Origin of the sequence: Streptomyces sp. NPDC060028, from assembly GCF_042736725.1 — a bacterium.
In the GTDB taxonomy this organism is placed as follows: domain Bacteria; phylum Actinomycetota; class Actinomycetes; order Streptomycetales; family Streptomycetaceae; genus Streptomyces.
The window spans coordinates 1-21,749 of record NZ_JBHWVJ010000108.1 but is presented as its reverse complement, the minus strand read 5'-3'; the positions used below and the strand labels follow the sequence as shown (position 1 = coordinate 21,749).

21 protein-coding genes and 1 tRNA gene are annotated in these 21,749 nt (G+C 70.8%); 3 read left to right on the top strand and 19 right to left on the bottom strand.

The window, feature by feature from the left end:
• Positions 1–198: 198 nt before the first annotated feature.
• From ACFWBF_RS33535 to ACFWBF_RS33505, 7 genes are all read right to left on the bottom strand, one after another.
• On the bottom strand, positions 199–432 hold the full coding sequence (locus ACFWBF_RS33535) for a hypothetical protein (RefSeq protein ID WP_365920427.1): 234 nt from the start codon (positions 430–432) through the stop codon (positions 199–201).
• A gap of 135 nt (positions 433–567) precedes the next feature.
• Positions 568–640 (bottom strand) — tRNA-Ala (locus tag ACFWBF_RS33530).
• Positions 641–739: 99 nt separating this feature from the next.
• On the bottom strand, positions 740–1,396 hold the full coding sequence (locus ACFWBF_RS33525) for a histidine phosphatase family protein (protein ID WP_385608416.1): 657 nt from the start codon (positions 1,394–1,396) through the stop codon (positions 740–742).
• Entirely contained in the window at positions 1,393–1,839 is a 447-nt protein-coding gene (rsfS, locus tag ACFWBF_RS33520; protein WP_385608415.1) for a ribosome silencing factor, read from the bottom strand. Before rsfS ends, ACFWBF_RS33525 begins: the two co-directional genes overlap by 4 nt.
• 120 nt (positions 1,840–1,959) lie before the next feature.
• On the bottom strand, positions 1,960–3,690 hold the full coding sequence (locus tag ACFWBF_RS33515) for an LCP family protein (protein ID WP_385608414.1): 1,731 nt from the start codon (positions 3,688–3,690) through the stop codon (positions 1,960–1,962).
• Positions 3,691–3,714: 24 nt separating this feature from the next.
• Positions 3,715–4,332 (bottom strand): nicotinate-nucleotide adenylyltransferase, encoded by a 618-nt coding sequence (gene nadD / locus ACFWBF_RS33510; RefSeq protein WP_385608413.1) that lies wholly within the window; start codon positions 4,330–4,332, stop codon positions 3,715–3,717.
• Positions 4,333–4,398: 66 nt separating this feature from the next.
• Positions 4,399–4,566, bottom strand: coding sequence for a hypothetical protein (locus ACFWBF_RS33505; RefSeq protein WP_385229751.1), 168 nt, complete (start codon positions 4,564–4,566; stop codon positions 4,399–4,401).
• Between the two features lie 140 nt (positions 4,567–4,706).
• Here ACFWBF_RS33505 and ACFWBF_RS33500 point away from each other — a divergent pair, with 140 nt between their 5' ends.
• Complete coding sequence (locus ACFWBF_RS33500; protein ID WP_385608412.1) at positions 4,707–5,816, top strand: M48 family metallopeptidase; 1,110 nt, start codon at positions 4,707–4,709, stop codon at positions 5,814–5,816.
• On the opposite strand, the gene ACFWBF_RS33495 is transcribed toward ACFWBF_RS33500, so the two are convergent.
• From ACFWBF_RS33495 to ACFWBF_RS33465, 7 genes are all read right to left on the bottom strand, one after another.
• The gene (locus tag ACFWBF_RS33495; protein WP_385608411.1) at positions 5,800–6,939 is read right to left on the bottom strand and encodes a hypothetical protein; all 1,140 of its coding nucleotides are present in this window, start codon (positions 6,937–6,939) and stop codon (positions 5,800–5,802) included. The genes ACFWBF_RS33500 and ACFWBF_RS33495 overlap by 17 nt on opposite strands.
• A gap of 70 nt (positions 6,940–7,009) precedes the next feature.
• Positions 7,010–7,558 (bottom strand): hypothetical protein, encoded by a 549-nt coding sequence (locus ACFWBF_RS33490; protein WP_385608410.1) that lies wholly within the window; start codon positions 7,556–7,558, stop codon positions 7,010–7,012.
• A 77-nt stretch (positions 7,559–7,635) separates the two neighbouring features.
• Positions 7,636–8,919, bottom strand: a complete 1,284-nt coding sequence (locus ACFWBF_RS33485) for a glutamate-5-semialdehyde dehydrogenase (RefSeq protein ID WP_385608409.1) — start codon at positions 8,917–8,919, stop codon at positions 7,636–7,638.
• A 65-nt stretch (positions 8,920–8,984) separates the two neighbouring features.
• Positions 8,985–9,386 carry a hypothetical protein gene (locus tag ACFWBF_RS33480; protein ID WP_385608408.1) on the bottom strand — a complete coding sequence of 134 codons (402 nt, stop codon included), beginning with the start codon at positions 9,384–9,386 and terminating at the stop codon, positions 8,985–8,987.
• 84 nt (positions 9,387–9,470) lie between these two features.
• Positions 9,471–10,598: a glutamate 5-kinase gene (gene proB / locus ACFWBF_RS33475; RefSeq protein WP_385608407.1), complete on the bottom strand. Its 1,128-nt coding sequence runs from the start codon at positions 10,596–10,598 to the stop codon at positions 9,471–9,473.
• 80 nt (positions 10,599–10,678) lie between these two features.
• The gene (locus ACFWBF_RS33470; protein ID WP_385608406.1) at positions 10,679–11,152 is read right to left on the bottom strand and encodes a GtrA family protein; all 474 of its coding nucleotides are present in this window, start codon (positions 11,150–11,152) and stop codon (positions 10,679–10,681) included.
• On the bottom strand, positions 11,149–12,123 hold the full coding sequence (locus tag ACFWBF_RS33465; protein ID WP_385608405.1) for a glycosyltransferase family 2 protein: 975 nt from the start codon (positions 12,121–12,123) through the stop codon (positions 11,149–11,151). Before ACFWBF_RS33465 ends, ACFWBF_RS33470 begins: the two co-directional genes overlap by 4 nt.
• A 158-nt stretch (positions 12,124–12,281) precedes the next feature.
• Here ACFWBF_RS33465 and ACFWBF_RS33460 point away from each other — a divergent pair, with 158 nt between their 5' ends.
• Together ACFWBF_RS33460 and ACFWBF_RS33455 are read left to right on the top strand one after the other, a co-directional pair.
• Positions 12,282–15,161, top strand: a complete 2,880-nt coding sequence (locus tag ACFWBF_RS33460) for a CDP-glycerol glycerophosphotransferase family protein (RefSeq protein ID WP_385608404.1) — start codon at positions 12,282–12,284, stop codon at positions 15,159–15,161.
• On the top strand, positions 15,158–16,351 hold the full coding sequence (locus tag ACFWBF_RS33455) for a glycosyltransferase (RefSeq protein WP_385608403.1): 1,194 nt from the start codon (positions 15,158–15,160) through the stop codon (positions 16,349–16,351). Before ACFWBF_RS33460 ends, ACFWBF_RS33455 begins: the two co-directional genes overlap by 4 nt.
• Before the next feature lie 85 nt (positions 16,352–16,436).
• Here the strand turns inward: ACFWBF_RS33455 and galE are convergent, their stop codons facing one another.
• From galE to rplU, 5 genes are all read right to left on the bottom strand, one after another.
• Positions 16,437–17,417: a UDP-glucose 4-epimerase GalE gene (galE, locus tag ACFWBF_RS33450; protein ID WP_385608402.1), complete on the bottom strand. Its 981-nt coding sequence runs from the start codon at positions 17,415–17,417 to the stop codon at positions 16,437–16,439.
• Between the two features lie 60 nt (positions 17,418–17,477).
• Positions 17,478–19,100: a glycosyltransferase family 2 protein gene (locus ACFWBF_RS33445; protein ID WP_385608401.1), complete on the bottom strand. Its 1,623-nt coding sequence runs from the start codon at positions 19,098–19,100 to the stop codon at positions 17,478–17,480.
• Between the two features lie 127 nt (positions 19,101–19,227).
• Positions 19,228–20,673: a GTPase ObgE gene (gene obgE / locus ACFWBF_RS33440; RefSeq protein ID WP_385608400.1), complete on the bottom strand. Its 1,446-nt coding sequence runs from the start codon at positions 20,671–20,673 to the stop codon at positions 19,228–19,230.
• A gap of 169 nt (positions 20,674–20,842) precedes the next feature.
• Positions 20,843–21,097 (bottom strand): 50S ribosomal protein L27, encoded by a 255-nt coding sequence (rpmA, locus tag ACFWBF_RS33435; protein WP_030027134.1) that lies wholly within the window; start codon positions 21,095–21,097, stop codon positions 20,843–20,845.
• Between the two features lie 13 nt (positions 21,098–21,110).
• Positions 21,111–21,431 (bottom strand): 50S ribosomal protein L21, encoded by a 321-nt coding sequence (rplU, locus tag ACFWBF_RS33430; RefSeq protein WP_112446572.1) that lies wholly within the window; start codon positions 21,429–21,431, stop codon positions 21,111–21,113.
• Positions 21,432–21,749: the final 318 nt, after the last annotated feature.

Here is a 21,749-nt window from a genome sequence, read left to right as displayed (position 1 = left end):
AACTCCAGACCTCCTGCATGCCATGCAGGCGCTCTACCAACTGAGCTATAGCCCCTTGTCTTGCCTGCCGCTCCGGCTTCCGTTTCCGGTTCCCCTTGGCGACGTCCCAAACATTACACGGTCATGGCCCTGGTCCAAAAATCGGTTTCCGTCGACCTCGGGCCATGTCCGATTGGGGATGGTTCGTCAGCTTGGTCGTCAGGCTCGCGCGAACTGGTAGAACCGCTTGAGCGTGCAGTGCTCGTCGAGGAGGCGCCCATAGATCGGCTCGCCCTCCAGCTCGCGGTACGTCTCGATCGGGTCGCCTTTTATGATCAGCGCCCGCGCGCATTCCTCGCACCAGTACTGGTAGTCGGAGTTGATCGGGTCCATGTCCCGCACGATCGGCGTGCCGTTGTTGCACCAGTCGCACCGCCGCCGGTGTGCACCCATCCGTCAGCGACTCCCTCCCGCGTCGGGCCGTCGTGTCCCCCTCCGGCCGTCCGATTCTGCCATGCCGGTGCGCGGCTGGTCAGCAAGGGACAAAAGCAAGAATCCCGCCCCCTGTTGGGGACGGGATCCTGATTGTGGAGCTATGGAGAATTGAACTCCAGACCTCCTGCATGCCATGCAGGCGCTCTACCAACTGAGCTATAGCCCCGCTCTCCGCCGCGCTCCCCCGTTTCCGGCGTTCTGCGCTGCGAACAAGAAGAACTCTAGCCTGTGACCAGCCGGAAAGTGAAATCCGGGTGCGGAGCGCTCAGTCGTCGTCGCCGAGCACCGGTTCCGGCAGCGTGCCGGCATTGTGCTCCATCAGCCGCCAGCCGCGCGCGCCCTCGCCGAGCACGGACCAGCAGCAGTTCGAGAGCCCGCCCAGGCTCTCCCAGTGGTGCGAGTCCAGGCCCAGCAGGCGGCCGATCGTCGTACGGATCGCGCCTCCGTGGCTCACCACCACGAGCGTGCCGCTCTCCGGCAGCCGGTCCGCGTACGACAGCACCACCGGCGCCGCCCGGTCGGCGACCTCGGTCTCCAGCTCCCCGCCGCCCCGGCGCACCGGCTCGCCGCGCTTCCACGCCGCGTACTGCTCGCCGTACTTCTTGACGATCTCGTCGTGCGTGAGGCCCTGCCACTCGCCGGCGTACGTCTCGCGCAGCGCCGCGCTGTGCGTCACCGGCAGACCCGTGACGGCGGCCAGCTCGGCAGCCGTGGCGGAGGCCCGCCGCAGGTCGGAGGCGATGATCGCGTCGGGCTTCAGCGAGGCGAGCAGCCGGGCGGCGCGGCGCGCCTGCGCCACACCGGTCTGGGTCAGCTCGATGTCCGTGGAGCCCTGGAAGCGCCGCTCCAGGTTCCACGAGGTCTGGCCGTGCCGCCACAGGACGATCTTCCGGCCGGTCTTGCCCGAGGGGCTCGTGCTCAGAACAGATCACCGTCCTGGTCCTCGTCGCCCGCCGCCTCACGCAGCTTGGCGTGCTCCTCCGCCTTGCCCTTGGTGAGCTTGGCGTCCTCGGGCAGGTCGATCTCGGGGCAGTCCTTCCACAGGCGCTCCAGCGCGTAGAAGACCCGCTCCTCGCTGTGCTGCACGTGGACGACGATGTCGATGTAGTCGAGCAGGATCCAGCGCGCGTCGCGGTCGCCCTCGCGGCGTACCGGCTTGGCGCCGAGCTCCTTGAGCAGGCGCTCCTCGATCTCGTCGACGATCGACTTGACCTGGCGGTCGTTGGGCGCCGAGGCGAGCAGGAAGGCGTCGGTGATCGACAGCACGTCGCTGACGTCGTACGCGATGATGTCGTGCGCGAGCCGGTCGGCCGCGGCCTGGGCGGCGGCGGTGATGAGCTCGATGGAGCGGTCCGTGGCGGTCACTGGCCATGCTTTCGGGTTGGCGGGCAGATCCATACAAGGGTCTCATGTACCGCCGACACCGCCCGCGCGGAACGTCCCGCGCGGGCGGATCCCCACCTCAGAGCCCTGACCGGGCAAGGCTCAGGACGTCTTGTAGTCCTTGCCCAGCGTCACCACGATGTCCGCGTTGACCGCGCTCTCGCCCTTCTTCACGACCGTTTCGGGCAGCCCCAGCGTCTTGGCGACCTCGATCGCCTTGTCCCGCTGCGCGTCGTCCTGGTACGTGATCTGCGACGCGGGAGCGGTCTTGTCCGCCTTGCCGCCGTCGACCAGGGTGTAGCCGCCGTTGAGCAGCGCCGCCCTCCCCGCGGTCTGGGCCTTGTCGTCGCCGGTGGCGTCCTTGAAGCCGACCCGCGGGGCGGCGCCCGCCTGCGTCGCCGTGAAGGAGCCGCCGAGCACCTCCTTGACGACCTTCTTGTTGGCGTCGTCCGTGAGGCCGCCGTCGGGCTTCACCGTGAGCACGTCGGTGCGGTACGCACCCACCTTGGCGTGCTCGCCGAGCTTGGCCAGCAGGGCGCCGAGGGTCTGCGCGTTCAGCGCCGGGTCCAGGATCTGGCCGATGCTCTCGACCGTCATCGTCGCGGACTTCGCGTCCCCGGGAACCTTGCGCAGGACGGCGTACAGCACCTTGCCCAGCCGCTCCAGCTGCTTGGCCTCCGGTTCGCCCTGGCCGCGGTACGTGGCGTAGGCGACCGCCATCGCGCCGCTGAGGCTCTGCTTCTGGCCCTGGGCCACCGCCGGGGCCTTGACCGCGTCGTCCGCGGGGACGGCGGCGTCGGTGTCGACCTCGATGCCGCCGACCAGCTCGACGAGGCTCTCCAGGAAGGGGGTGTCCAGGCGCCAGGTACCGCCGATGTGCGTGCCGAGCACCGTGTCGAGGGATTCGCGCACGCCGAGGCCGCCCTCCTCGACGGCCTTGCCGAGGCCCGCGGCGCTGCCGTCGTCCTTGGGGACGTTCAGCGTGTTGGGCACCAGGACGGTGGCGCCCTGCTTGGTGGTGACGTTGTCGACGAGCAGCGCCGTCGAGGTGCCGCCCTTCTTGGTGTTGTGCACGTGCACGACGATCATGTCGCGCTTCTGCGGTCCGGTGGCGGCCGCGGTGTTCTGCGACTTTCCGGGACCTTCCAGGAAGGGCAGCTTGCTGGCGTACCAGAGGTAGCCGAGGCCGGCGACGACGAAGACGGCGAGCGCGACGATCAGTGCGACCACGCGGTTGCGGCCGCGGCGGCGGGCCTCCTCGCGGCGCTCGGTCCGGCTCTCGGTGAAGGCGAGCCAGTCGATGACGTCCTCGGAGTCCTCGTCCGGCTGGTCGATGAAGTCGAACTGCTCGGTGCGGTACCCGTCGGGCTGCTGTCCGGAGGCGGCGCCCGGGCGGCGGGGCTCGGGGACCTGCGCGGCGGCCGGGCGGTACCCGGGCTCCGGGTCCGGGTCGGGCGCCGGTTCGGCCGCGGGGGCCCGGGCCGGGGCCGGAGCCGGCGCGTGGGCCTCCGGGGCGGCCTGCTGCGGGATCCACTGCTGGGTGGCCTGCGTGTCGTAGCCGTACGCGGGGGCCTGGGCGTAGTCCTGCTGCGGCTGCTGCGGGTAGTACTGCTGCTGCGGCTGCTGGCCGTACGCCTGGTAGCCGTACCCGCCGTACGGCTGCTGCTGCTCGTAGCCCTGCTGCTCGTAACTCTGGGCAGGGGCGGGGGCCGGCTGCGCGGGCGCCTGGCTGTACACCGGCCGCCCGTACGCGTCGTAGCCGATGAGCTGCTGCTCCTGGGCTGCGTGCGGATCGTACGGGTCGTACGGGTCCGGCTCCTGTCGGTCGTTCACCGCGGGGCCCCTCTCTCCGGAAGCTCAGGCTCCCCGGTACAGCTCACGCTTGTCGATGTAGCGCACCACGCCGTCCGGAACCAAATACCAGACAGGATCCCCCTTGGCGACCCGGGCGCGGCAGTCCGTGGACGAGATCGCCAGCGCGGGCACCTCCACCAGGGAGACGCCGCCCTCGGGAAGGCCGTCGTCGGTCAGGACGTGGCCCGGCCGGGTGACGCCGATGAAATGGGCGAGGGCGAAGAGTTCCTCGGCGTTTCGCCAGGTCAGGATCTGTGCGAGGGCGTCGGCACCGGTGATGAAGAACAGGTCGGAGTCGTCGTTGAGGGCGCTCAGGTCGCGCAGGGTGTCGATCGTGTACGTCGGCCCGCCGCGGTCGATGTCGATGCGGCTCACCGAGAACTGCGGGTTCGAGGCGGTCGCGATGACCGTCATGAGGTAGCGGTCCTCGGCGGGCGACACGGCCCGCTGCGACTTCTGCCACGGCTCGCCGGTCGGTACGAACACCACCTCGTCGAGGTGGAACAGCGCGGCCACTTCACTGGCGGCCACCAGGTGTCCGTGGTGGATCGGGTCGAATGTCCCGCCCATCACGCCGAGCCGGCGCTTGACCGGGCCGGTAGGCACTTCCTGCTCTCCCATGAGCGCAGAGCCTACTGGCCCGGTGGAGCGGTCCGGACCCGCATTCGAGCGCGTACGCGAGGTGATCTAGCGGTCGCGGTTGAGGCGCGTGGTGACCCACAGCAGCAGGAGCAGGATGCCGAACGCGGCGCCACCGGTCAGGAAGGGGTTGAGGCTGTCGTGGTTGCCGCCGTGCTGCTCGGCCCCTTCCGAGGCGAGGACGACCAGGCTGTGGGCGGTGGTGGCGAGGCTCATCAGGCAGGTACCTATCGAGTCGGGGTGCGGGCGGAGATTTCGCTCACATCGTATGCGGGGGCCTGGGGCACGCTCACGTCGACTCAGGCGTTGGAGAGGATAGACGCACAGGCTGGAAGTCAGATCGAGGGGGAGGCGCTATGACGGACACGGGATTCGAGAAGGCACCGGCGCGGGACCGCAGGAGGTTCCCCGGGATTTCCTCGCGGGCCTACGAGCACCCGGCGGACCGCTCGGCGCTGGTGGCGCTGCGCAAGCTGGCCGGGTTCGACACGGTCTTCAAGGCACTGAGCGGGCTCCTTCCGGAGCGGACCCTGCGGCTGCTGTTCCTGTCGGACACCGTCCGCGTGGGCGAGACGCAGTTCCCGCACCTGTACGCGATGCTGCGCGACGCCTGTTACATCCTGGACCTGGAGAAGGTCCCGCAGATGTACGTGCAGCAGGACCCGAAGCCGAATGCGATGTGCATCGGGCTGGACGAGCCGATCATCGTGGTGACGACGGCTCTCGTCGAACTGCTCGACGAGGAGGAGATGCGGGCGGTGGTGGGCCACGAGGTGGGCCACGCGCTGTCGGGGCATGCCGTGTACCGCACGATCCTGCTGTTCCTGACGAATCTCGCGCTGAAGGTGGCGTGGATCCCGCTGGGCACCATGGCGATCACGGCGATCGTGACCGCGCTGCGGGAGTGGTTCCGCAAGTCGGAGCTCTCGGCGGACCGGGCGGGGCTGCTGGTGGGCCAGGACGTGAATGCCTCGATGCGGGGGCTGATGAAGATAGCGGGCGGCAACCACCTCCACGAGATGAATGTGGACGCCTTCCTCGCCCAGGCCGAGGAGTACGAGGCGAGCGGTGACCTGCGCGACTCCGTGCTGAAGATCCTCAACATGCTGCCCCGTACGCACCCCTTCACGACGGTGCGGGCGGCCGAGCTGAAGAAGTGGTCGCAGACCCGGGACCACCAGCGGATCATGGACGGCCACTACCCGCGGCGGGACGAGGACAAGGACACCTCGGTGACCGACTCCTTCCGTCAGTCGGCCGCCCACTACGCCGACTCGGTGCGCACCAGCAAGGATCCGCTGATGAAGCTGGTCGGCGACATAGCCGGCGGCGCGGGCGACCTGGGCGGCAAGCTCCGCGACAAGTTCACGGGGGCTGCCGGGACCGGCGGGGCCGCCGGCGGCGCCGCGACGGGCAAGGACCAGGGCCCGGGCACGGCCACGGGCGGGTCTACGGAGCAGGGCTGATGCTCTGCTCCGGGGCGGGCGTCGCCAGTACGCCGCACAGCCCGGCCCCCCGGCGGGGATGGCCGCTCGCGTACGGGTCGCTCGCGGCCGGGCCCACCGTGGTCGGCGCGGCGCCTGCCGTCAGCGGGCGGAAGCCCGCGGCGGGGTCGGCGGAGCAGTCCTGCGGGCCGGCCATCACATAGGCCGAGGCCAGCTCCGCGCGCCGGGCCGTGAGGTCCTCGCGGTCGAAGCGCAGCCGCAGCTCGCGGCGGACGGTGAAGAGCGAGGCGCCGTCGGCCGCGGTCGGCGGACCGGCGGCCGGGCGCACCGCGTAGACGAAGGTGTGGTCGGTGGTCACTTCCAGCACCTCCGGGCTCACCTCCAGGGCGGCGAGGGTGCCGCTGACCCGGACCCGGGTGTCGGCCATGACGGCGGCGCCCGGGTCGAAGCGGACCAGCCAGCCGGTGGCGGCGTACCGGCCGTCGCCGGAGGGCGAGAGCATGCTGCGGTCGAACTGCGCCAGCTGGTCGGGGTCGAGCAGGACCCGTACCGGCCGGGAGGCGCTGCCGGACAGGACGTCCGGGTCCAGGGAGGACTGCACCAGGTAGTCCTTGGCGACGGTCAGGGCGGCCAGGACCTGGCTCTCGGTGAAGTGCAGGGTGCGGCGCACGGCGGGCAGGGTGATCCCGGCAGCGCCGACGCGGTACTGCGCGGCCGGACTCTTCGCGTACAGGTCGGCCGGGCGGCCGCCGGGGACTGCCTCGGTGGGCGCGAGCGGCACGACGGTGCTGCTGAGCGGTTCGGCGTGGCCGCCGACGGGCGGCACGTAGGGGTTGCGCAGGCCCATGTAGACGGCGGCCGCGAAGGCCGCGGCGATGAGCAGCACGAGCAGCCTTCCCTGCGTCGCGCCGCGGCCGTGGCTGCCGGTGCGGGAGCCCGCGTACCCGCCGGACCAGATGGAGCGGCTGCGTACGGCGCGGGAGTGCCCGCCGATCCGCTCCTGCGCGGAGAACTCCTGGATGCGGGCAGCCCTGACGAAGTCCTCGTCGAACACCACCGACCGGTACTCGTCCGCCCGGAACTCGTCATCGCCCCCGCCGATGCCGTCGGGGGTGCCGTCGGGTGGATCTCCTGGCATGGCCATCGCTTCTCCCCGCTGTCCCCGCTTCAGAGAAGCCCCCTGCTCCGGTGAAAAAGGGAGTGGGGTCGTACCTTCAGGGTTGGCGGCCGACGGGGTGCGTAAACGCGCCTGCGCCGGTGACTTCACCCATGGGGGTGGCGGCGGGTACCGGCGCCGGGTCGGTGTCGGCGGCCGCGCTGCGGTAGACGGCGCTGAAGGCGAGGGCCACCATGCCCAGGCCCATCACGAAGGCGAGCACCCAGGCCACCGGGCGCAGCCACGGGGAGCGGCCGCGGTAGGGACGCAGGCTGCCGCCGTAGGCCCCGTACGGTCCTTCCGCACAGCCGTAGCCGTGCTCCCAGCCCGATTCCTCGGAGCCGTATCCGTCGGGGTGGCCGTAGCCGTAGTCCTCCTCGCCCTGCCAGCCTCCGGCGACGGCGGCGGCGGCGCGGGCGGCTTCGGCCTCCGCGCGCGCCCGGTCGGCGGCCCGCTGGCGCTCCAGCGCGCTCGGTTCATGGATCTCGGCGTTCCGGACGAAGTCCTCGTCGAACACCACGGAGGCGAAGTCCTTGTCCGCGCCTCCGCGGTCGTCGTCGGGCTCCCCGTCGTCCGGGAACGGCTTGCCCCCCACGTCGTCCGGCACAGGACCAGCGTAGACCTGGGGGGCGGGTTTGGGCAGGGCATGTGCCGAAATCCGGCCACGCGGTGTCCCGGGCGGGATTACCGAACGTGACCGTCGCCGGTGACGATGTACTTGGTGGAGGTGAGCTCCGGAAGGCCCATGGGGCCCCGGGCGTGCAGCTTCTGGGTGGAGATTCCGATCTCCGCGCCGAAGCCGAACTGGCCACCGTCCGTGAACCGGGTGGATGCATTCACGGCGACGGTGGTCGAGTCGACCAGCTGGGTGAAGCGGCGCGCGGCGGCCTGCGAGGTGGTCACGATCGCCTCGGTGTGGCCGGAGGTCCAGCGGCGGATGTGGGCGACTGCGTCGTCCAGGGACTCCACGACGGCGGCCGCGATGTCGTACGAGAGGTACTCGGCGGCCCAGTCCTCGTCGGTGGCGGGCAGGGCGGTGGCCTTGGTGCCCTCGGCGGCGGCGAGCACCCGGGCGTCGCCGTGGACGGTCACTCCGGCGTCGGCGAGCGCGTCGAGGGCGAGCGGCAGGAAGGCGTCGGCGATGTCGCGGTGGACGAGGAGCGTCTCGGCGGAGTTGCAGACGGAGGGCCGCTGGGCCTTGGAGTTGACGAGGATGTCCACGGCCATGGCCAGGTCGGCCTGGGCATCGACGTAGACGTGGCAGTTGCCGGTACCGGTCTCGATGACCGGGACGATGGACTCCTCGACCACGGTCTTGATGAGGGAGGCGCCGCCGCGCGGGATGAGCACGTCGACGAGGCCGCGGGCGCGCATCAGCTCGCGGACGGAGTCGCGGGACTCGCCGGGGACCAGCTGGATCGCGTCGGCGGGCAGCCCTGCGCTCTCGACGGCGTCGCGCAGGATGGCGACCAGCGCCGTGTTCGAGGCGTACGCGGAGGAGCTGCCGCGGAGCAGGACCGCGTTGCCGGACTTCAGGCAGAGGGCGGCGGCGTCGACGGTGACGTTGGGGCGGGCCTCGTAGATGATGCCGACGACGCCGAGGGGGACGCGGATCTGGCGCAGGTCGATCCCGTTGGGGAGGGTGGAGCCGCGGACGACCTCGCCGACGGGGTCGGGGAGGGCGGCGACGTCCCGTACGTCGGAGGCGATGGCCGCGACGCGCTCGGGGGTGAGGGTGAGGCGGTCGATGACGGTCTCGCTGGTGCCGGCCGCGCGGGCCTTGGCCGTGTCGGTGGCGTTGGCCTCGACGACCTCGGCCGTACGGGCCTCCAGCGCGTCCGCGATGGCCAGCAGGGCCGCGTCCTTGGCGGACCGCGGCAGGGGGGCGATGGCGGCGGCCGCCGTACGGGCGGCTCGCGCCGTGGCGAGTACGGGTGAGGCGGCGGTGGCGTCGTCGAGCGAGGTCATGCCGCCAGGGTAATCCCCGCCCCGCCCCGGCCCGGCGGGGGTTCCGCCTCCCGAGACGCCCCCGCCTAGTACGGGTGCACGCCCACCGGGTGCGCCGGGGGCGGGCCGTAGCCCTCGGACACGCGCTGGTGGTAGGTGGCGCGGTCGATGACCTCCAGGCCGACGATCTCCCAGGGCGGGAGCTGCGCCGAGGAGCGGTGTTCGCCCCACAGCCGCAGGGCGACGGCGGCCGCGTCGTGGAGGTCCCGGGCCTCCTCCCAGTAGCGGATCTCCGCATGGTCGTCGGCATACCGGCTGGTCAGCAGGAAAGGGTGGTCGTGGGCCAGCTGCTCCAGCCCGCGCCGGACCTCGGACAACGGAGCCGGCTTGCCGGAGACGCTCAGGGTCACGTGCCAGAGGCGGGAGGAGTCGTCCCGCCCGTCTCCGCCACCGTCCCCCGTACCGACGCTGGTCAGCGCTCGTCTCACCAGCCGCCTCCTGTCTGCACTACGCGTGTCCGCCCCTCACAGTTGACCAGTCCCCGGCGCACCGTGCGGCGGTTTTACGGAACCTCAGCCCTGCAGCAGGACCAGATCGTCACGGTGGACGACCTCGCGCTCGTACGCGGGTCCGAGTTCCCGCGCGAGCTCACGGGTGGAGCGGCCGAGGAGCTGCGGGAGCTCCTTGGCGTCGAAGTTGACCAGGCCCCGGGCCACGGCCCGGCCGTCGGTGGCCCGCAGTTCCACGGGGTCCCCCGCGACGAAGTCGCCCTCGACGGCGGCGATGCCGGCCGCCAGCAGCGAGCTGCCGCGCTCGGTGACCGCGCGCACGGCCCCGTCGTCCAGTACGAGGTGCCCCTGCGGGGTCGAAGCGTGCTGGAGCCACAGCAGCCGGTCCGCGGAGCGGCGGCCCGTGGCGTGGAAGTGCGTACCGGTCCGGCGCCCGGCCAGTGCGTCGGCCGCCTGGCTGGCCGAGGTCAGGACGACCGGGATGCCGGCGGCCGCCGCGATGCGCGCCGCCTCGACCTTGGTGACCATGCCGCCGGTGCCCACGCCCGCCTTGCCGGCGCTGCCGATGGAGACGTGCGCGATGTCCTCGGGGCCGTGCACCTCGTCGATGCGGGTGGTGCCGGGCAGGGACGGGTCGCCGTCGTAGAGGCCGTCCACGTCGGACAGCAGGACGAGGAGGTCGGCCCGGACCAGGTGGGCCACCAGGGCCGCGAGCCGGTCGTTGTCGCCGAAGCGGATCTCGTCCGTGGCGACGGTGTCGTTCTCGTTGACCACGGGCAGCGCGCCCATGGCGAGGAGCTGGTCGAGCGTCCGGTAGGCGTTGCGGTAGTGCGCGCGCCGGCTGGTGTCGTCGGTGGTCAGCAGCACCTGCCCGACGCGCACTCCGTACCGGGCGAAGGAGGCGGTGTAGCGGGCGACGAGCAGGCCCTGGCCGACGCTGGCGGCGGCCTGCTGCCGGGCCAGGTCCTTGGGGCGGCGGCGCAGTCCGAGCGGGGAGAGGCCGGCGGCGATGGCGCCGCTGGAGACCAGGACGATCTCCTTCTCGCCGCCGCTGCGGGCCTTGGCCAGTACGTCGACCAGCGCGTCCACCCGGTCGGCGTCGAGCCCGCCGGCCGCCGTGGTCAGGGAGGAGGAGCCGACCTTGACCACGATCCTGCGGGCGTCCACGACACCCTGCCTAGCCGCTGACACGTCTTTCCCCTTGCCCCTTGCCGAATGCCTTGCCTGCCACCTCAATCTACGGGGTGGCAGGCGGGCACTGCTCAGGGGTTTCAGACCCTGGACGAGCCGCTCACCGGCTCCGTCCGCGGCTCCGCGCCCTGCGACGCGCCCGAGCCGGGGATCAAAATCCTGCGCGACAGCAGGAAGGTGAACGGAATGGCGACGACGGCCGCGACCAGCGGCGCGATCCTGCTGTCCAGTCCGGCCCAGGCGACCAGGGCGTAGAGGCCGACCGACTGGATCACGTAGTTCGTGACGTTCGTCAGCGGGAAGAGGAGGAACTTCTTCCAGGTCGGCCGGGTGCGGTAGGTGAAGTAGGTGTTCATGAAGAACGACCCGATCATCGACAGCACGAACGCCAGCGTGTAGGCCAGGAAGTACGGCATCCACGGATGCAGGAGCAGGTAGATGCCGAAGAAGGTGCCGGTGTTCACGCCGCCGACCAGGGCGAACCGTATGACCTGGCCGAGCTTCTGCTTCCTGTCCTGCGCCTTCGCGTCCTGTGTCTTCCCGTCCTGCGTCATCGGCGGGTGTCTTCCGCGATCACCGCTCGGGACACGCCCGGGACGCGGTCCGCGCCGTGCGCTTCTTTCACGAGGAAGTGCGGGCGGCGCTTGGTTTCGTAATAGATGCGGCCGATGTACTCGCCGATGAGGCCCAGCATGATCATCTGGACCCCGCCGAGGCCGGTGATGAGCGCGACGAGGGTGACGTAACCGGGCGACTCGACGCCGTTCGTGATCGCCATCACGGTGATCCACAGCGCGTACAGCCCCGTCAGGGCCACCAGCGACACGCCGAGCCAGATACCGATGCGCAGCGGCCGGTTGTTGAACGAGATCAGCCCGTCCATCCCGTAGTTCACCAGCGAGCCGAACTTCCACTTCGTCTCACCGGCCTCGCGCTGCGCGTTGCGGTAGTCGAAGTGGACGGTGTCGAAGCCGATCCAGGAGAACAGGCCCTTGGAGAAGCGGTTGTACTCCGGCAGCGCGAGCAGGGCGTCCACGGCCGGGCGCGAGAGCAGGCGGAAATCGCCGACGCCGTCGGCGAGCTCCACGTCGACCCACCGGTTGATGCCCCGGTAGTAGAGGCGGCTCAGCGCGGAGCGGAGTTTCTTGTCACCCTCGCGCGTGCGGCGGGCGATGATCTGGTCGTGCCCCTGCCGGTGGTAGTCGAGCATGGTGGCGATGAGCTCCGGCGGGTGCTGGAGGTCCGCATCCATGATCACTACGGCGTCGCCGGTGGCCTCGCGGAGGCCCGCGAGCATGCCGGCCTCCTTGCCGAAATTGCGGCTGAACGAGACGTACCGCGTCTGCTCACCGTGCTGCGCGGCGATCTTACGGAGTTTTTCGAGGGTGCCGTCGCGGCTGCCGTCGTCGACGTAACAGACCTCATACTCGACGGGGAGGGCGTCCAGGACCCTGCGGATCTCGAGGTCGAAGCTGTCTACGACAGCTTCCTCGTTGTAGCAAGGGACTACTACGGACAGCTTCATGAACACTTCCTGCTGGGTCCGAACGGGTGATTGTCGGCAACCGGACCCGCCACTCACCTCTTCCTTAGAAGTATGCACGCCGACCATCGGCCTGCCTGAGTGGAGTGCCGCACACGGTAGCTTTGACGGGATAAGCGGAATGGAACGAAGGGATCGAGGTGCACGTGCCTGACGTCTCCGTGGTCGTCATCGTCTACAACGACGCAGAGCGTCTGCCGACAGCCGTCCAGTCGGTTTTGGACCAAACCCTGCACGGGGTCGAAGTCGTGATCGTCGACGACTGCAGCAAGGACCGGTCCTACGCGGTCGCCCGGGAACTGGAGGCGGCGCACCCGGGAAGAGTGCGCGCCTTCCAGCTACCGGAGAACAGCGGCGGCTGCGGCGCGCCGCGCAACCATGGCATCCGGCAGGCCACCGGCACGTACGTCATGTTCCTGGACAGCGACGACGTGCTCGAACGAAACGCCTGCCGGAACATGCTGGCCGCCGCCGAGCGGACCGGCTCCGACCTGGTGTCGGGCATGTGCGTACGCGTGCACCTCGACAACCGGTGGGGCAAGACCACCGAGTGGTACCCGTGGATCTACTCGCGCACCCGGACGCTGGAGTCGATCACCGAGTACCCGGACCTGCTGGTCTACGACACCCTCTCCACGAACAAGTGCTACCGGCGCGCGTTCCTGCTGGAGGAGGGCCTGGAGTTCCCGGTCGGGATCCACTACGAGGACCTGCTGTTCTCCGCGCAGGCCTACGTGGCAGCACGCCGCATCACGCTGATCCCCAACCACGTCTACTTCTGGAACGTGGTCGAGAAGTCGGCGGCCAAGTCGATCAGCAACCGGCGCCACGAGATCGCGAACTTCGTCCACCGGATGGAGATCCACCGGCGCGTGGACGAGCTGCTGGCAGCCAAGGGCCACGCGCAGATCAAGTCCGCCAAGGACGCCAAGTTCCTCAAGCACGACCTGGTGCTGCACCTGCGCGACCTGCCCCTGCTGGGCGACGCGTACCGGCAGGAGTTCGCCCGCCTCGCCAACGGCTACCTGGCCGGCATCGACCCGGCCGCGTACGACAACGTCAACCACCTCCAGGCCATCTGCGCCTACCTGCTGGGCAAGGAGGACTGGGACAACCTGCTCCCGGCCGCCGACGCCATGACCAACAAGGGCCGGCTCTCCTCCCCGCTCGCCGAGCGCGACGGCCGCGTCTACTGGTGCGCGCAGCACATCGACGACCCTGACGACACCGAGGGCCGCCGGATACTGGACGTCACCGACCAGGGGTTCCACACCACCCCGCTCGGCTCCCTCACCCTGGGCAACCGCCTCACCTCCTACGAGGACGACGGGCGGGGCACGGTCACGCTCTCCGGCGCCGTCGTCAACCCGCTGGGGCGGATCAAGCCCGAAACGGAACTCAAGGCCTCGCTCGAATTCCGGGCCCGCCGGCAGATCGGCGTGCGCTCCTTCAGCTTCCCGGCGGCAACCGTGCGCCACGCCGGTGACACGATCGAGTGGACCGCGACCGCCGACATCGGGAGCACGGTCCGACCCCTCGGCATCATCGACGCCGTCTGGGACGTCCGTCTGAAGTTGACGGCCGGCGGGAACCGCGTCACCACCCGCGTCTCGGTCGGCGAGGTCGACCTGGAGAAGGCCGCGCGCCTGCGGGTCCGCCCGCGGCTGACCCGGCTGGTCTCGGACCGCTTCGAGCCGGAGATGACCAAGAAGGGCAACCTCTCCTACGTCCTGACCGCCGAGGGCCCCGCCGCCGTACGCACCCAGTCGCTGATCAACAACGCGATGCAGGGCAAGGCCGCCGGCGTGGTCAAGCGCGGCCTGCGCCGGGCCCTGAAGGCCCGCCGCAACCTCGGTTCGGGCGAGCAGAAGGTGAAGCTCTACCACGAGGTCTTCTCGAAGCTGCCGGTCAAGAAGGGCACGGTCGTCTTCGAGAGCCACATGGGCAAGCAGTACAGCGACAGCCCCAAGGCGATCTACGAGGAGATGGTGCGCCAGGGCGTGCCCTTCGAGGCGTTCTGGTCGTACGCGGGCGGCAAGCCCACCGGCTTCCCCAAGGAGGCCACCCTGGTCCGGCGCTGGAGCTGGCCGTACCTGCGGGCGCTGGCGCAGGCCGAGTACTGGGTCGACAACCAGGGCTTCCCGCTGGCACTGGCCAAGCGCCCGGGGACCACGTACATCCAGACCTGGCACGGCTCCGCGCTCAAGCGGATGGGCTTCCACGAGCCCCGCACCAAGGCGCAGGGCAGGGCCGGGCAGGCCCGGTTCCAGGCGGCCGTCGACCGCTTCGACCACTTCCTGATCCGCTCCGAGCACGACACCCGCACCCTCGCCAAGGGCTTCCGGCTGCGCGACGAGGTCCTGCTGCGCACCGGCTACCCGCGCAACGACGCCCTGGTCGAGGCGCAGCGCAGCGAGGCGGACAGCGGGGAGCGGGTGCGCGGTCCGCTGGCCGCGGAGCTCGGCATCGCCCCGGAGAAGAAGGTGCTGCTGTACGCGCCCACCTTCCGGGCGAGTGCGGACGGCACCGTCGAGGGCTTCGCGTTCCCCTTCGACGTCGAGGAGTTCGCCGACCGGCTCGGCGACCGCTTCACGCTGCTGGTGCGCACCCACTACCTCAACAGCGTCTCGCTGCCGCCGTCGGTCGAGGGCCGGGTGATCGACGTGTCCAAGCACCACGACGTCACCCCGCTGCTGGCCCTCGCGGACGGGCTGATCACCGACTACTCGTCCGTGATGTTCGACTACGCGGTCCTGGACCGGCCGATGGTGTTCTTCGCGTACGACTACGAGAAGTACGCGACCGACATCCGCGGCACCTACTTCGACCTGAAGGAGAAGGCCCCGGGCCCGGTCGTGGCCACGGCGGACGAGCTGTTGCAGGCCCTCGGCGCCTTCGAAGAGGCGGACGCGAAGTACGCCGAGGCGCGCCAGCGCTTCCTCACCGAGTTCGGCGAGTACGACCGCGGGGACGCGGCCCGCCAGATCGTCGAGAAGTTCTTCACCAGGAGCGGCAAGTGAGCCAGCAGACCGCCGAGTCCGTAGCGGACACCGACCAGCCTGGCGGCCGTGACATCTTCCTCGTCTCCAACAGTGTCGACGAGCTCGGCGGTGTGACCACCTGGTCGCACCAGATGGCCCGGCTGTTCACCGACCGCGGTCACCGGGTGCACATCGTCGGCATCGCCCCGGTCGCCGAGGAGATCCGGCAGAAGCTGCCGCGGGACCTCCCGTACGAGATGACCACGCTGTACGACGCACACCCGCCCAAGGCCCGCCGGCTGCGCGGGATCAAGGGCCGGCTCAACGCGCCCGAGCGGCGCCGCCAGGCGGCCCGCCGGGCCCGGATGCGGGCCAAGGCGCAGACGCTGAACGAGCTGTTCCGCACGGCCCGGCCCGGCGGTGTGGTGATCGTCACCCAGGTCTGGGCGATGGAGTGGGTGGCCCTCGCCGACACCAAGGGGCTCAGCGTCATCGGCATGAGCCACGAGTCGTTCGAGGCCAGCCAGAAGTCCACGCGGGGCGACCGGGTACGCCGCTACTACCCGGAGGTCGACCGCATGCTGGTGCTGACCCCGGAGGACGCGGACCTGTGGATCCGGTCCGGCATGGAGAACGTGGGGAGCATGCCGAACCCGCTGCCCTTCATGCCGCAGGCGCCCGCCCCCCGGACCGGGAAGGTCGTCGCGAGCGTCGGCCGGCTCGCGTTCGAGAAGGGCATGGACCTGCTGCTCGACGCCTGGGCGGACGCCGCCCCGCGCCACCCCGACTGGGTCCTGCGGATCTACGGCGCGGGCGTGGAGGAGCCGACGCTGCGGGCGCACTGCACCTCGCTGGGGCTCGACGACTCCGTGGAGTGGATGGGCAGCACGGACGACGTGCTGGGGGCGCTGCGCGGCGCCTCGGTGTTCGCCCAGGCCTCCCGCGCCGAGGGGTTCCCGATCACGCTGCTGGAGGCGATGGCGGCGGGCGTGCCCGTGGCCGCCTTCGACTGCGCGCCGGGCGTGCGGGAGATCGTCGAGCACGGTGAGGACGGGCTGCTGGCCCGGCTGGGCAACACGATGGAGCTGGCCGGGCACCTGGACGCGCTGATGTCGGACCAGGCACTGCGCGACCGGCTCGGCGACGCCGCCTTCCACCATGTGCAGCGCTACTCCAGCGCCGAGATCACCGACCGGTGGGAGGAGCTGTTCTCCTTCCTGGAGCGCTGAGCCCCTCCCCCGTGCATGCGAAAGCCGCCCGCCCCGGTCACGACCGGGGCGGGCGGCTTCGTAGGGGCTCGAACGGACCGGCAGGTCAGCCCTGGCGCTTGGCCTCCCAGCCCTTCCAGGCCGAGGTGATCATCTCGCGGACGTCGTGGCGCGCCTTCCAGCCCAGCTCGGCCGCGATCCGGTCGGCCGAGGCCACGACCTTCGCCGGGTCGCCGGGGCGGCGCGGGGTGACCACGGGCGGGTGGGTGTGCCCCGTGTTCTCGTTCAGCAGCTCGACCATCTCCCGTACGGAGACGCCTTCGCCGCGGCCGATGTTGACGGTGAGGTCCTGGTACTGGCCCTCGGCGCCCCACTCGGCGAGCTTGCGCGCCGCCACCACGTGGGCGTCTGCGAGGTCCTCGACGTGGATGTAGTCGCGGATGCAGGTGCCGTCCGGGGTCGGGTAGTCATCGCCGAAGATCCGCGCGCCCTCGCCGGCGTCGTACCGCTCGAAGACCATCGGGACGAGGTTGAAGATGCCGGTGTCGGCGAGCTCGGGAGTCGCGGCGCCCGCCACGTTGAAGTAGCGCAGGCAGGCGGTGGAGATGCCGTGCGCCCTGCCTGCGTCGCGGACCAGCCACTCGCCGGTCAGCTTGGTCTCGCCGTACGGGCTCAGCGGCGCGCACGGGGTCTCCTCGGTGACCAGGTCCACGTCGGGCATCCCGTACACGGAGGCGGAGGAGGAGAAGAGGAAGTTGCGGATGCCCGCGGCGGCGACGGCCTGCAGCAGGACCGTGAGTCCGTGGACGTTCTCGTGGTAGTAGTACAGCGGCTTCTCGACGGACTCGCCGACCTGCTTCTTGCCCGCGAGGTGCACCACACCGGTGATCTTGTGCTCGGAGATGGTCTTGTCCAGGACCAGACGGTCCAGGACCGAGCCGATCACCAGCGGGACGCCCTCCGGGACGCGGTCCTCGTTGCCCGTGGAGAGGTCGTCCAGGACGACCACCTTCTCCCCCGCGAGGAGCATCGCGCGGACGACGTGCGCGCCGATGTAGCCGGCGCCACCGGTGATCAGAAAAGTCATGCCGTGTCTCCCGAGTGCTGTTCGGTGCCGTTCGGTGCCATGTGATGCTTTGGGCCCGCCTCAGCCGGGCCCGCGGCCCGCCATGGCCCGGTGGAGGCGGTTGCGTACGAAGCTCAGCGCGCCCTGCGCGCCGGGCGCGAGCCGCAGCGCCAGCGAGCCGCCGGCCGTGCGGAACGGCTGTGCCAGCAGAACACCATACCGGCTGCTGACCAGCGCCCGCCGGTGCAGCAGCCCGTCGAGCGGCCGCGGGGAGGTGACCAGAGAACTCCCGTCCGCGCACTCCACGGCCACCTGGACGTTCCACGCCTGCATGCCGCGCCGGCCCGTGCGGCGCCCGGCCGCGGCCACCGCCGTGAGCCGGAACGGCAGCTCGGCGCTCCAGCCGCCGGCCTCGTCGGGCAGCAGCCCGGCCGACGGGGTGACCACGGGCTCCCCGCCCGCGCGGGGCACGAACCGCAGCTGCGCGGTGTGCGGCCCGGCCGCGGCCAGGCGCCCGTACAGGTCGTGCAGGTGGATGCGCAGCCCGCCGAGGCCGGAGGGCTCGGCGTCGATGGTGACGGGCAGCTCGGCGACGGGCAGTTCGGCCAGCCCGTCGAGCTCGACCGGCAGTTCCCCGCTCCACACCGGCAGCCCGTCGGCGTCGGTGGCGTACGGGGGCAGCAGGCGGGCCGGGTCGGCGGCGAAGTGCGTGAGCCGGGCCAGCTCGGGGGCCGCGGGCGGGGTCGCGGTGGCGCGCAGCACCCGTACGATCCAGCGGGCGTGCGCCCCGGCGGCCTCGATGTCGGCCTCGGCGAAGGTCTCCACGTACGCGCGGGTCAGGGTCCACCAGGCGGCCTGGTACTCGGGGTCCTTGCCGAGCTCGCGCAGGTACATGCGCAGGTCGTACTCCAGGAACTTGGCCTGGCAGGCCCGGCCCAGCCCGGGCGAGGACTCGGCGACGATCCGGGAGGCCGTGCGGTGGGCCTCGATGCGCGAGCGCCAGTTGCCGACGTCCTTGCGGTCCAGGGAGATCGACACCTGGGCCGCGCGGCGGCGCACGTGCCACACGTAGACGAGGTCGCCGATCACCGCGATGCGCGGGGCGGCGGCCAGGACGCGGGCGGTGAAGACGAAGTCCTCGTAGACGAACCGGCCGTCGGGGAAGCGGATGGAGTGCTTGTCCAGGAAGGAGCGCTCGTACAGCTTGTTGACGCACAGGGTGTCGCGGACCAGCTCGGGCCGGTCGGCGGGCCGTTCGATGACGTCGCCGGCCGTGTACACGCCCGGCGCCCAGGGCACGTCGCGGCCCTCGGGCAGCTCGCGCCTGACGCACGCGCCGACGGTGACCGGCGTGCGGTGCTCCTCGGCGGCGCGCACCAGGGCGTCGGCGGCCCCCGGGGGCAGGACGTCGTCGCTGTCCAGGAAGAGCACGTAGGGGGCGCTCGCGGCAGCGATCCCGTCGTTGCGCGGGGTGCCGCAGCCGCCGCTGTTCTGCGTGCGGTGCACGACCTTGAGGCGCGGGTGGCGGGCGGCCAGCTCGTCGAGCACCTGGGCGGTGGCGTCGGACGAGGCGTCGTTCACGGCGATGACCTCGGCGACCACCGGGCCCTGGGCGAGAGCCGAGGAAACGGCCTCGCCCACGAGCCCGGCGTCGTTGTACGCGATCACCACGACGGAAACGGTGGAGGGATTGGTGCTGGTCACCCGGTGGATCCTAGGCGACCCGGGTAAACACAACCTCAAGACCGCCCACCACCCCAAAAATCGGCGCAGAACGGGTGGAAATAAGGCTGGACCCGGATGAACTCAGAAGGGCCGAAACCCGTCTGACTCAGAAGGGGCGGAACTCGTCGTACTCCTTCTGGACGGAGTCCTCGCGCTTGGCTTCCTTGTCCTTACGGCGCGTGGTCGCCGGACGCGGCGCCTCCAGACGGTGGTCCTCACCGCGGCGGCCCAGCATCTCGGCGCCGGCCATCATGGTCGGCTCCCAGTCGAAGACGACCGCGTTCTCGTCGGAGCCGATGGCGACGCCGTCACCGGCGCGGGCGCCGGCCTTCCTGAGCGCGTCCTCGACGCCGAGGCGGTTGAGGCGGTCGGCGAGGTAGCCGACGGCCTCGTCGATGTTGAAGTCGGTCTGGCGGACCCAGCGCTCCGGCTTCTCGCCGCGCACCCGGTAGACGTCCTCGACCTCGTCGTAGGCGATGGTGAAGCCGCTGTCGTCCACGGCCTTCGGGCGGATGACGATGCGGGTCGCCTCCTCCTTCGGCTTGCGGGCCCGGGCCTTCGCGATGACCTCGGCGAGGAAGAAGGACAGCTCCTTCAGACCCGTACGGGCGACCGCGGACACCTCGAAGACCTTGTAGCCGCGGGCCTCCAGGTCCGGGCGGACCATGTCCGCGAGCTCCTGGCCGTCGGGGATGTCGACCTTGTTGAGGACGACGAGGCGCGGGCGCTTCTCCAGGCCGCCGCCGTAGAGCCTGAGCTCTTCCTCGATGACGTCGAGGTCGGCGATCGGGTCGCGGTCGGACTCCAGCGTGGCGGTGTCCAGGACGTGCACCAGCACCGAGCAGCGCTCGACGTGGCGCAGGAACTCCAGGCCCAGGCCCCTGCCCTGGCTGGCGCCGGGGATCAGGCCCGGGACGTCGGCGATCGTGTAGACGGTCGAGCCGGCCGTGACGACGCCCAGGTTCGGGACGAGGGTGGTGAAGGGGTAGTCCGCGATCTTCGGCTTGGCGGAGGAGAGCACCGAGATCAGCGAGGACTTGCCGGCGCTCGGGAAACCGACCAGCGCCACGTCGGCGACGGTCTTGAGCTCCAGGATGACGTCGCCGCCGGTGCCGGGGACGCCGAGGAGCGCGAAGCCGGGAGCCTTGCGGCGGGCGGAGGAGAGCGCGGCGTTGCCGAGACCGCCGCGGCCGCCCTCGGCGGCCACGTAGGTGGTGCCCTGGCCGACGAGGTCGGCGAGGACGTTGCCCTCCTTGTCGAGGACGACGGTGCCGTCCGGCACGGGCAGGATCATGTCCTGGCCGTCCTTGCCGGAGCGGTTGCCGCCCTCGCCGGGCTTGCCGTTGGTGGCCTTGCGGTGGGGGCTGTGGTGGTAGTCCAGCAGGGTGGTGATCGCCTGCTCCACCACGAGGATGACGTCGCCGCCACGGCCGCCGTTGCCGCCGTCGGGGCCGCCCAGCGGCTTGAACTTCTCCCGGTGAACGGAGGCGCAGCCGTGGCCCCCGTTACCCGCGGCGACGTGCAGCTCGACGCGGTCCACGAAGGTGGTCATGGGTGTTCCTCCAGATACATACGGGAATGTCCCGGGCAGGCCTTGCTGCCCATTAAACGTGTCTATATGACAACGCGCCGAGGGCGGATCTCTCTTCCCGGCTTCCGCCGGGAAGAGCTGAGATCCGCCCTCGGGGTGTTACGAACGCTTCAGATCAGCAGGAGCTGGATCAGGCGGCCGGAACGATGTTGACGACCTTGCGGCCACGGTGCGTGCCGAACTGGACCGCACCGGCCTGCAGCGCGAACAGCGTGTCGTCGCCACCACGACCGACACCCGAGCCCGGGTGGAAGTGGGTGCCGCGCTGGCGGACGAGGATCTCACCAGCGGAAACGACCTGACCGCCGAAGCGCTTCACGCCGAGCCGCTGGGCATTGGAATCGCGCCCGTTCCGGGTGGACGATGCGCCCTTCTTGTGTGCCATGTCTCAGTCCCTCTTACTTCGCAGCCGCGGGGATACCGGTGACCTTGATCGCCGTGTACTGCTGGCGGTGACCCTGGCGACGGCGGTAGCCGGTCTTGTTCTTGTAACGCAGGATGTCGATCTTGACGCCCTTGTGGTGGTCCACGATCTCAGCCGTGACCTTGACGCCGGCCAGGACCCACGGGTCGCTGGTCACGGCTTCGCCGTCGACAACGAGCAGGGTCGAGAGCTCGACCGTGTCGCCAACCTTGGCGGTGGGAATCTTGTCAACCTCAACGATGTCGCCGACAGCAACCTTGTGCTGGCGACCACCGCTGCGCACGATGGCGTACACGCGGATCTCTCTCTCACTCGGGACGAATGCTCCTGAAGCCAGCCGCTCAGGCAGGCCTGAGGCCTGCACGGATCCGGATTGGACGAGCGGCCTCTCCGGACAGGGCCCGGAGGGAGGTGCTCAGGAGCGCGGCACGCACTGGACGGATTCGCCAAGCATGCCGACGGTCTAGGTTACGGGGCCGGTTCCAGGGGGTCAAACCGGGTCCCGCAGAGCCGTGGGGGCCCCCCCCCCCGCGGGGCCCCCCCCCCCCGAGCGGGGAAAGGCGGAGGGGGGGGGCGGACAGGGCGGGGGGGCCGCGGGGCCCCCCCCCCCCGC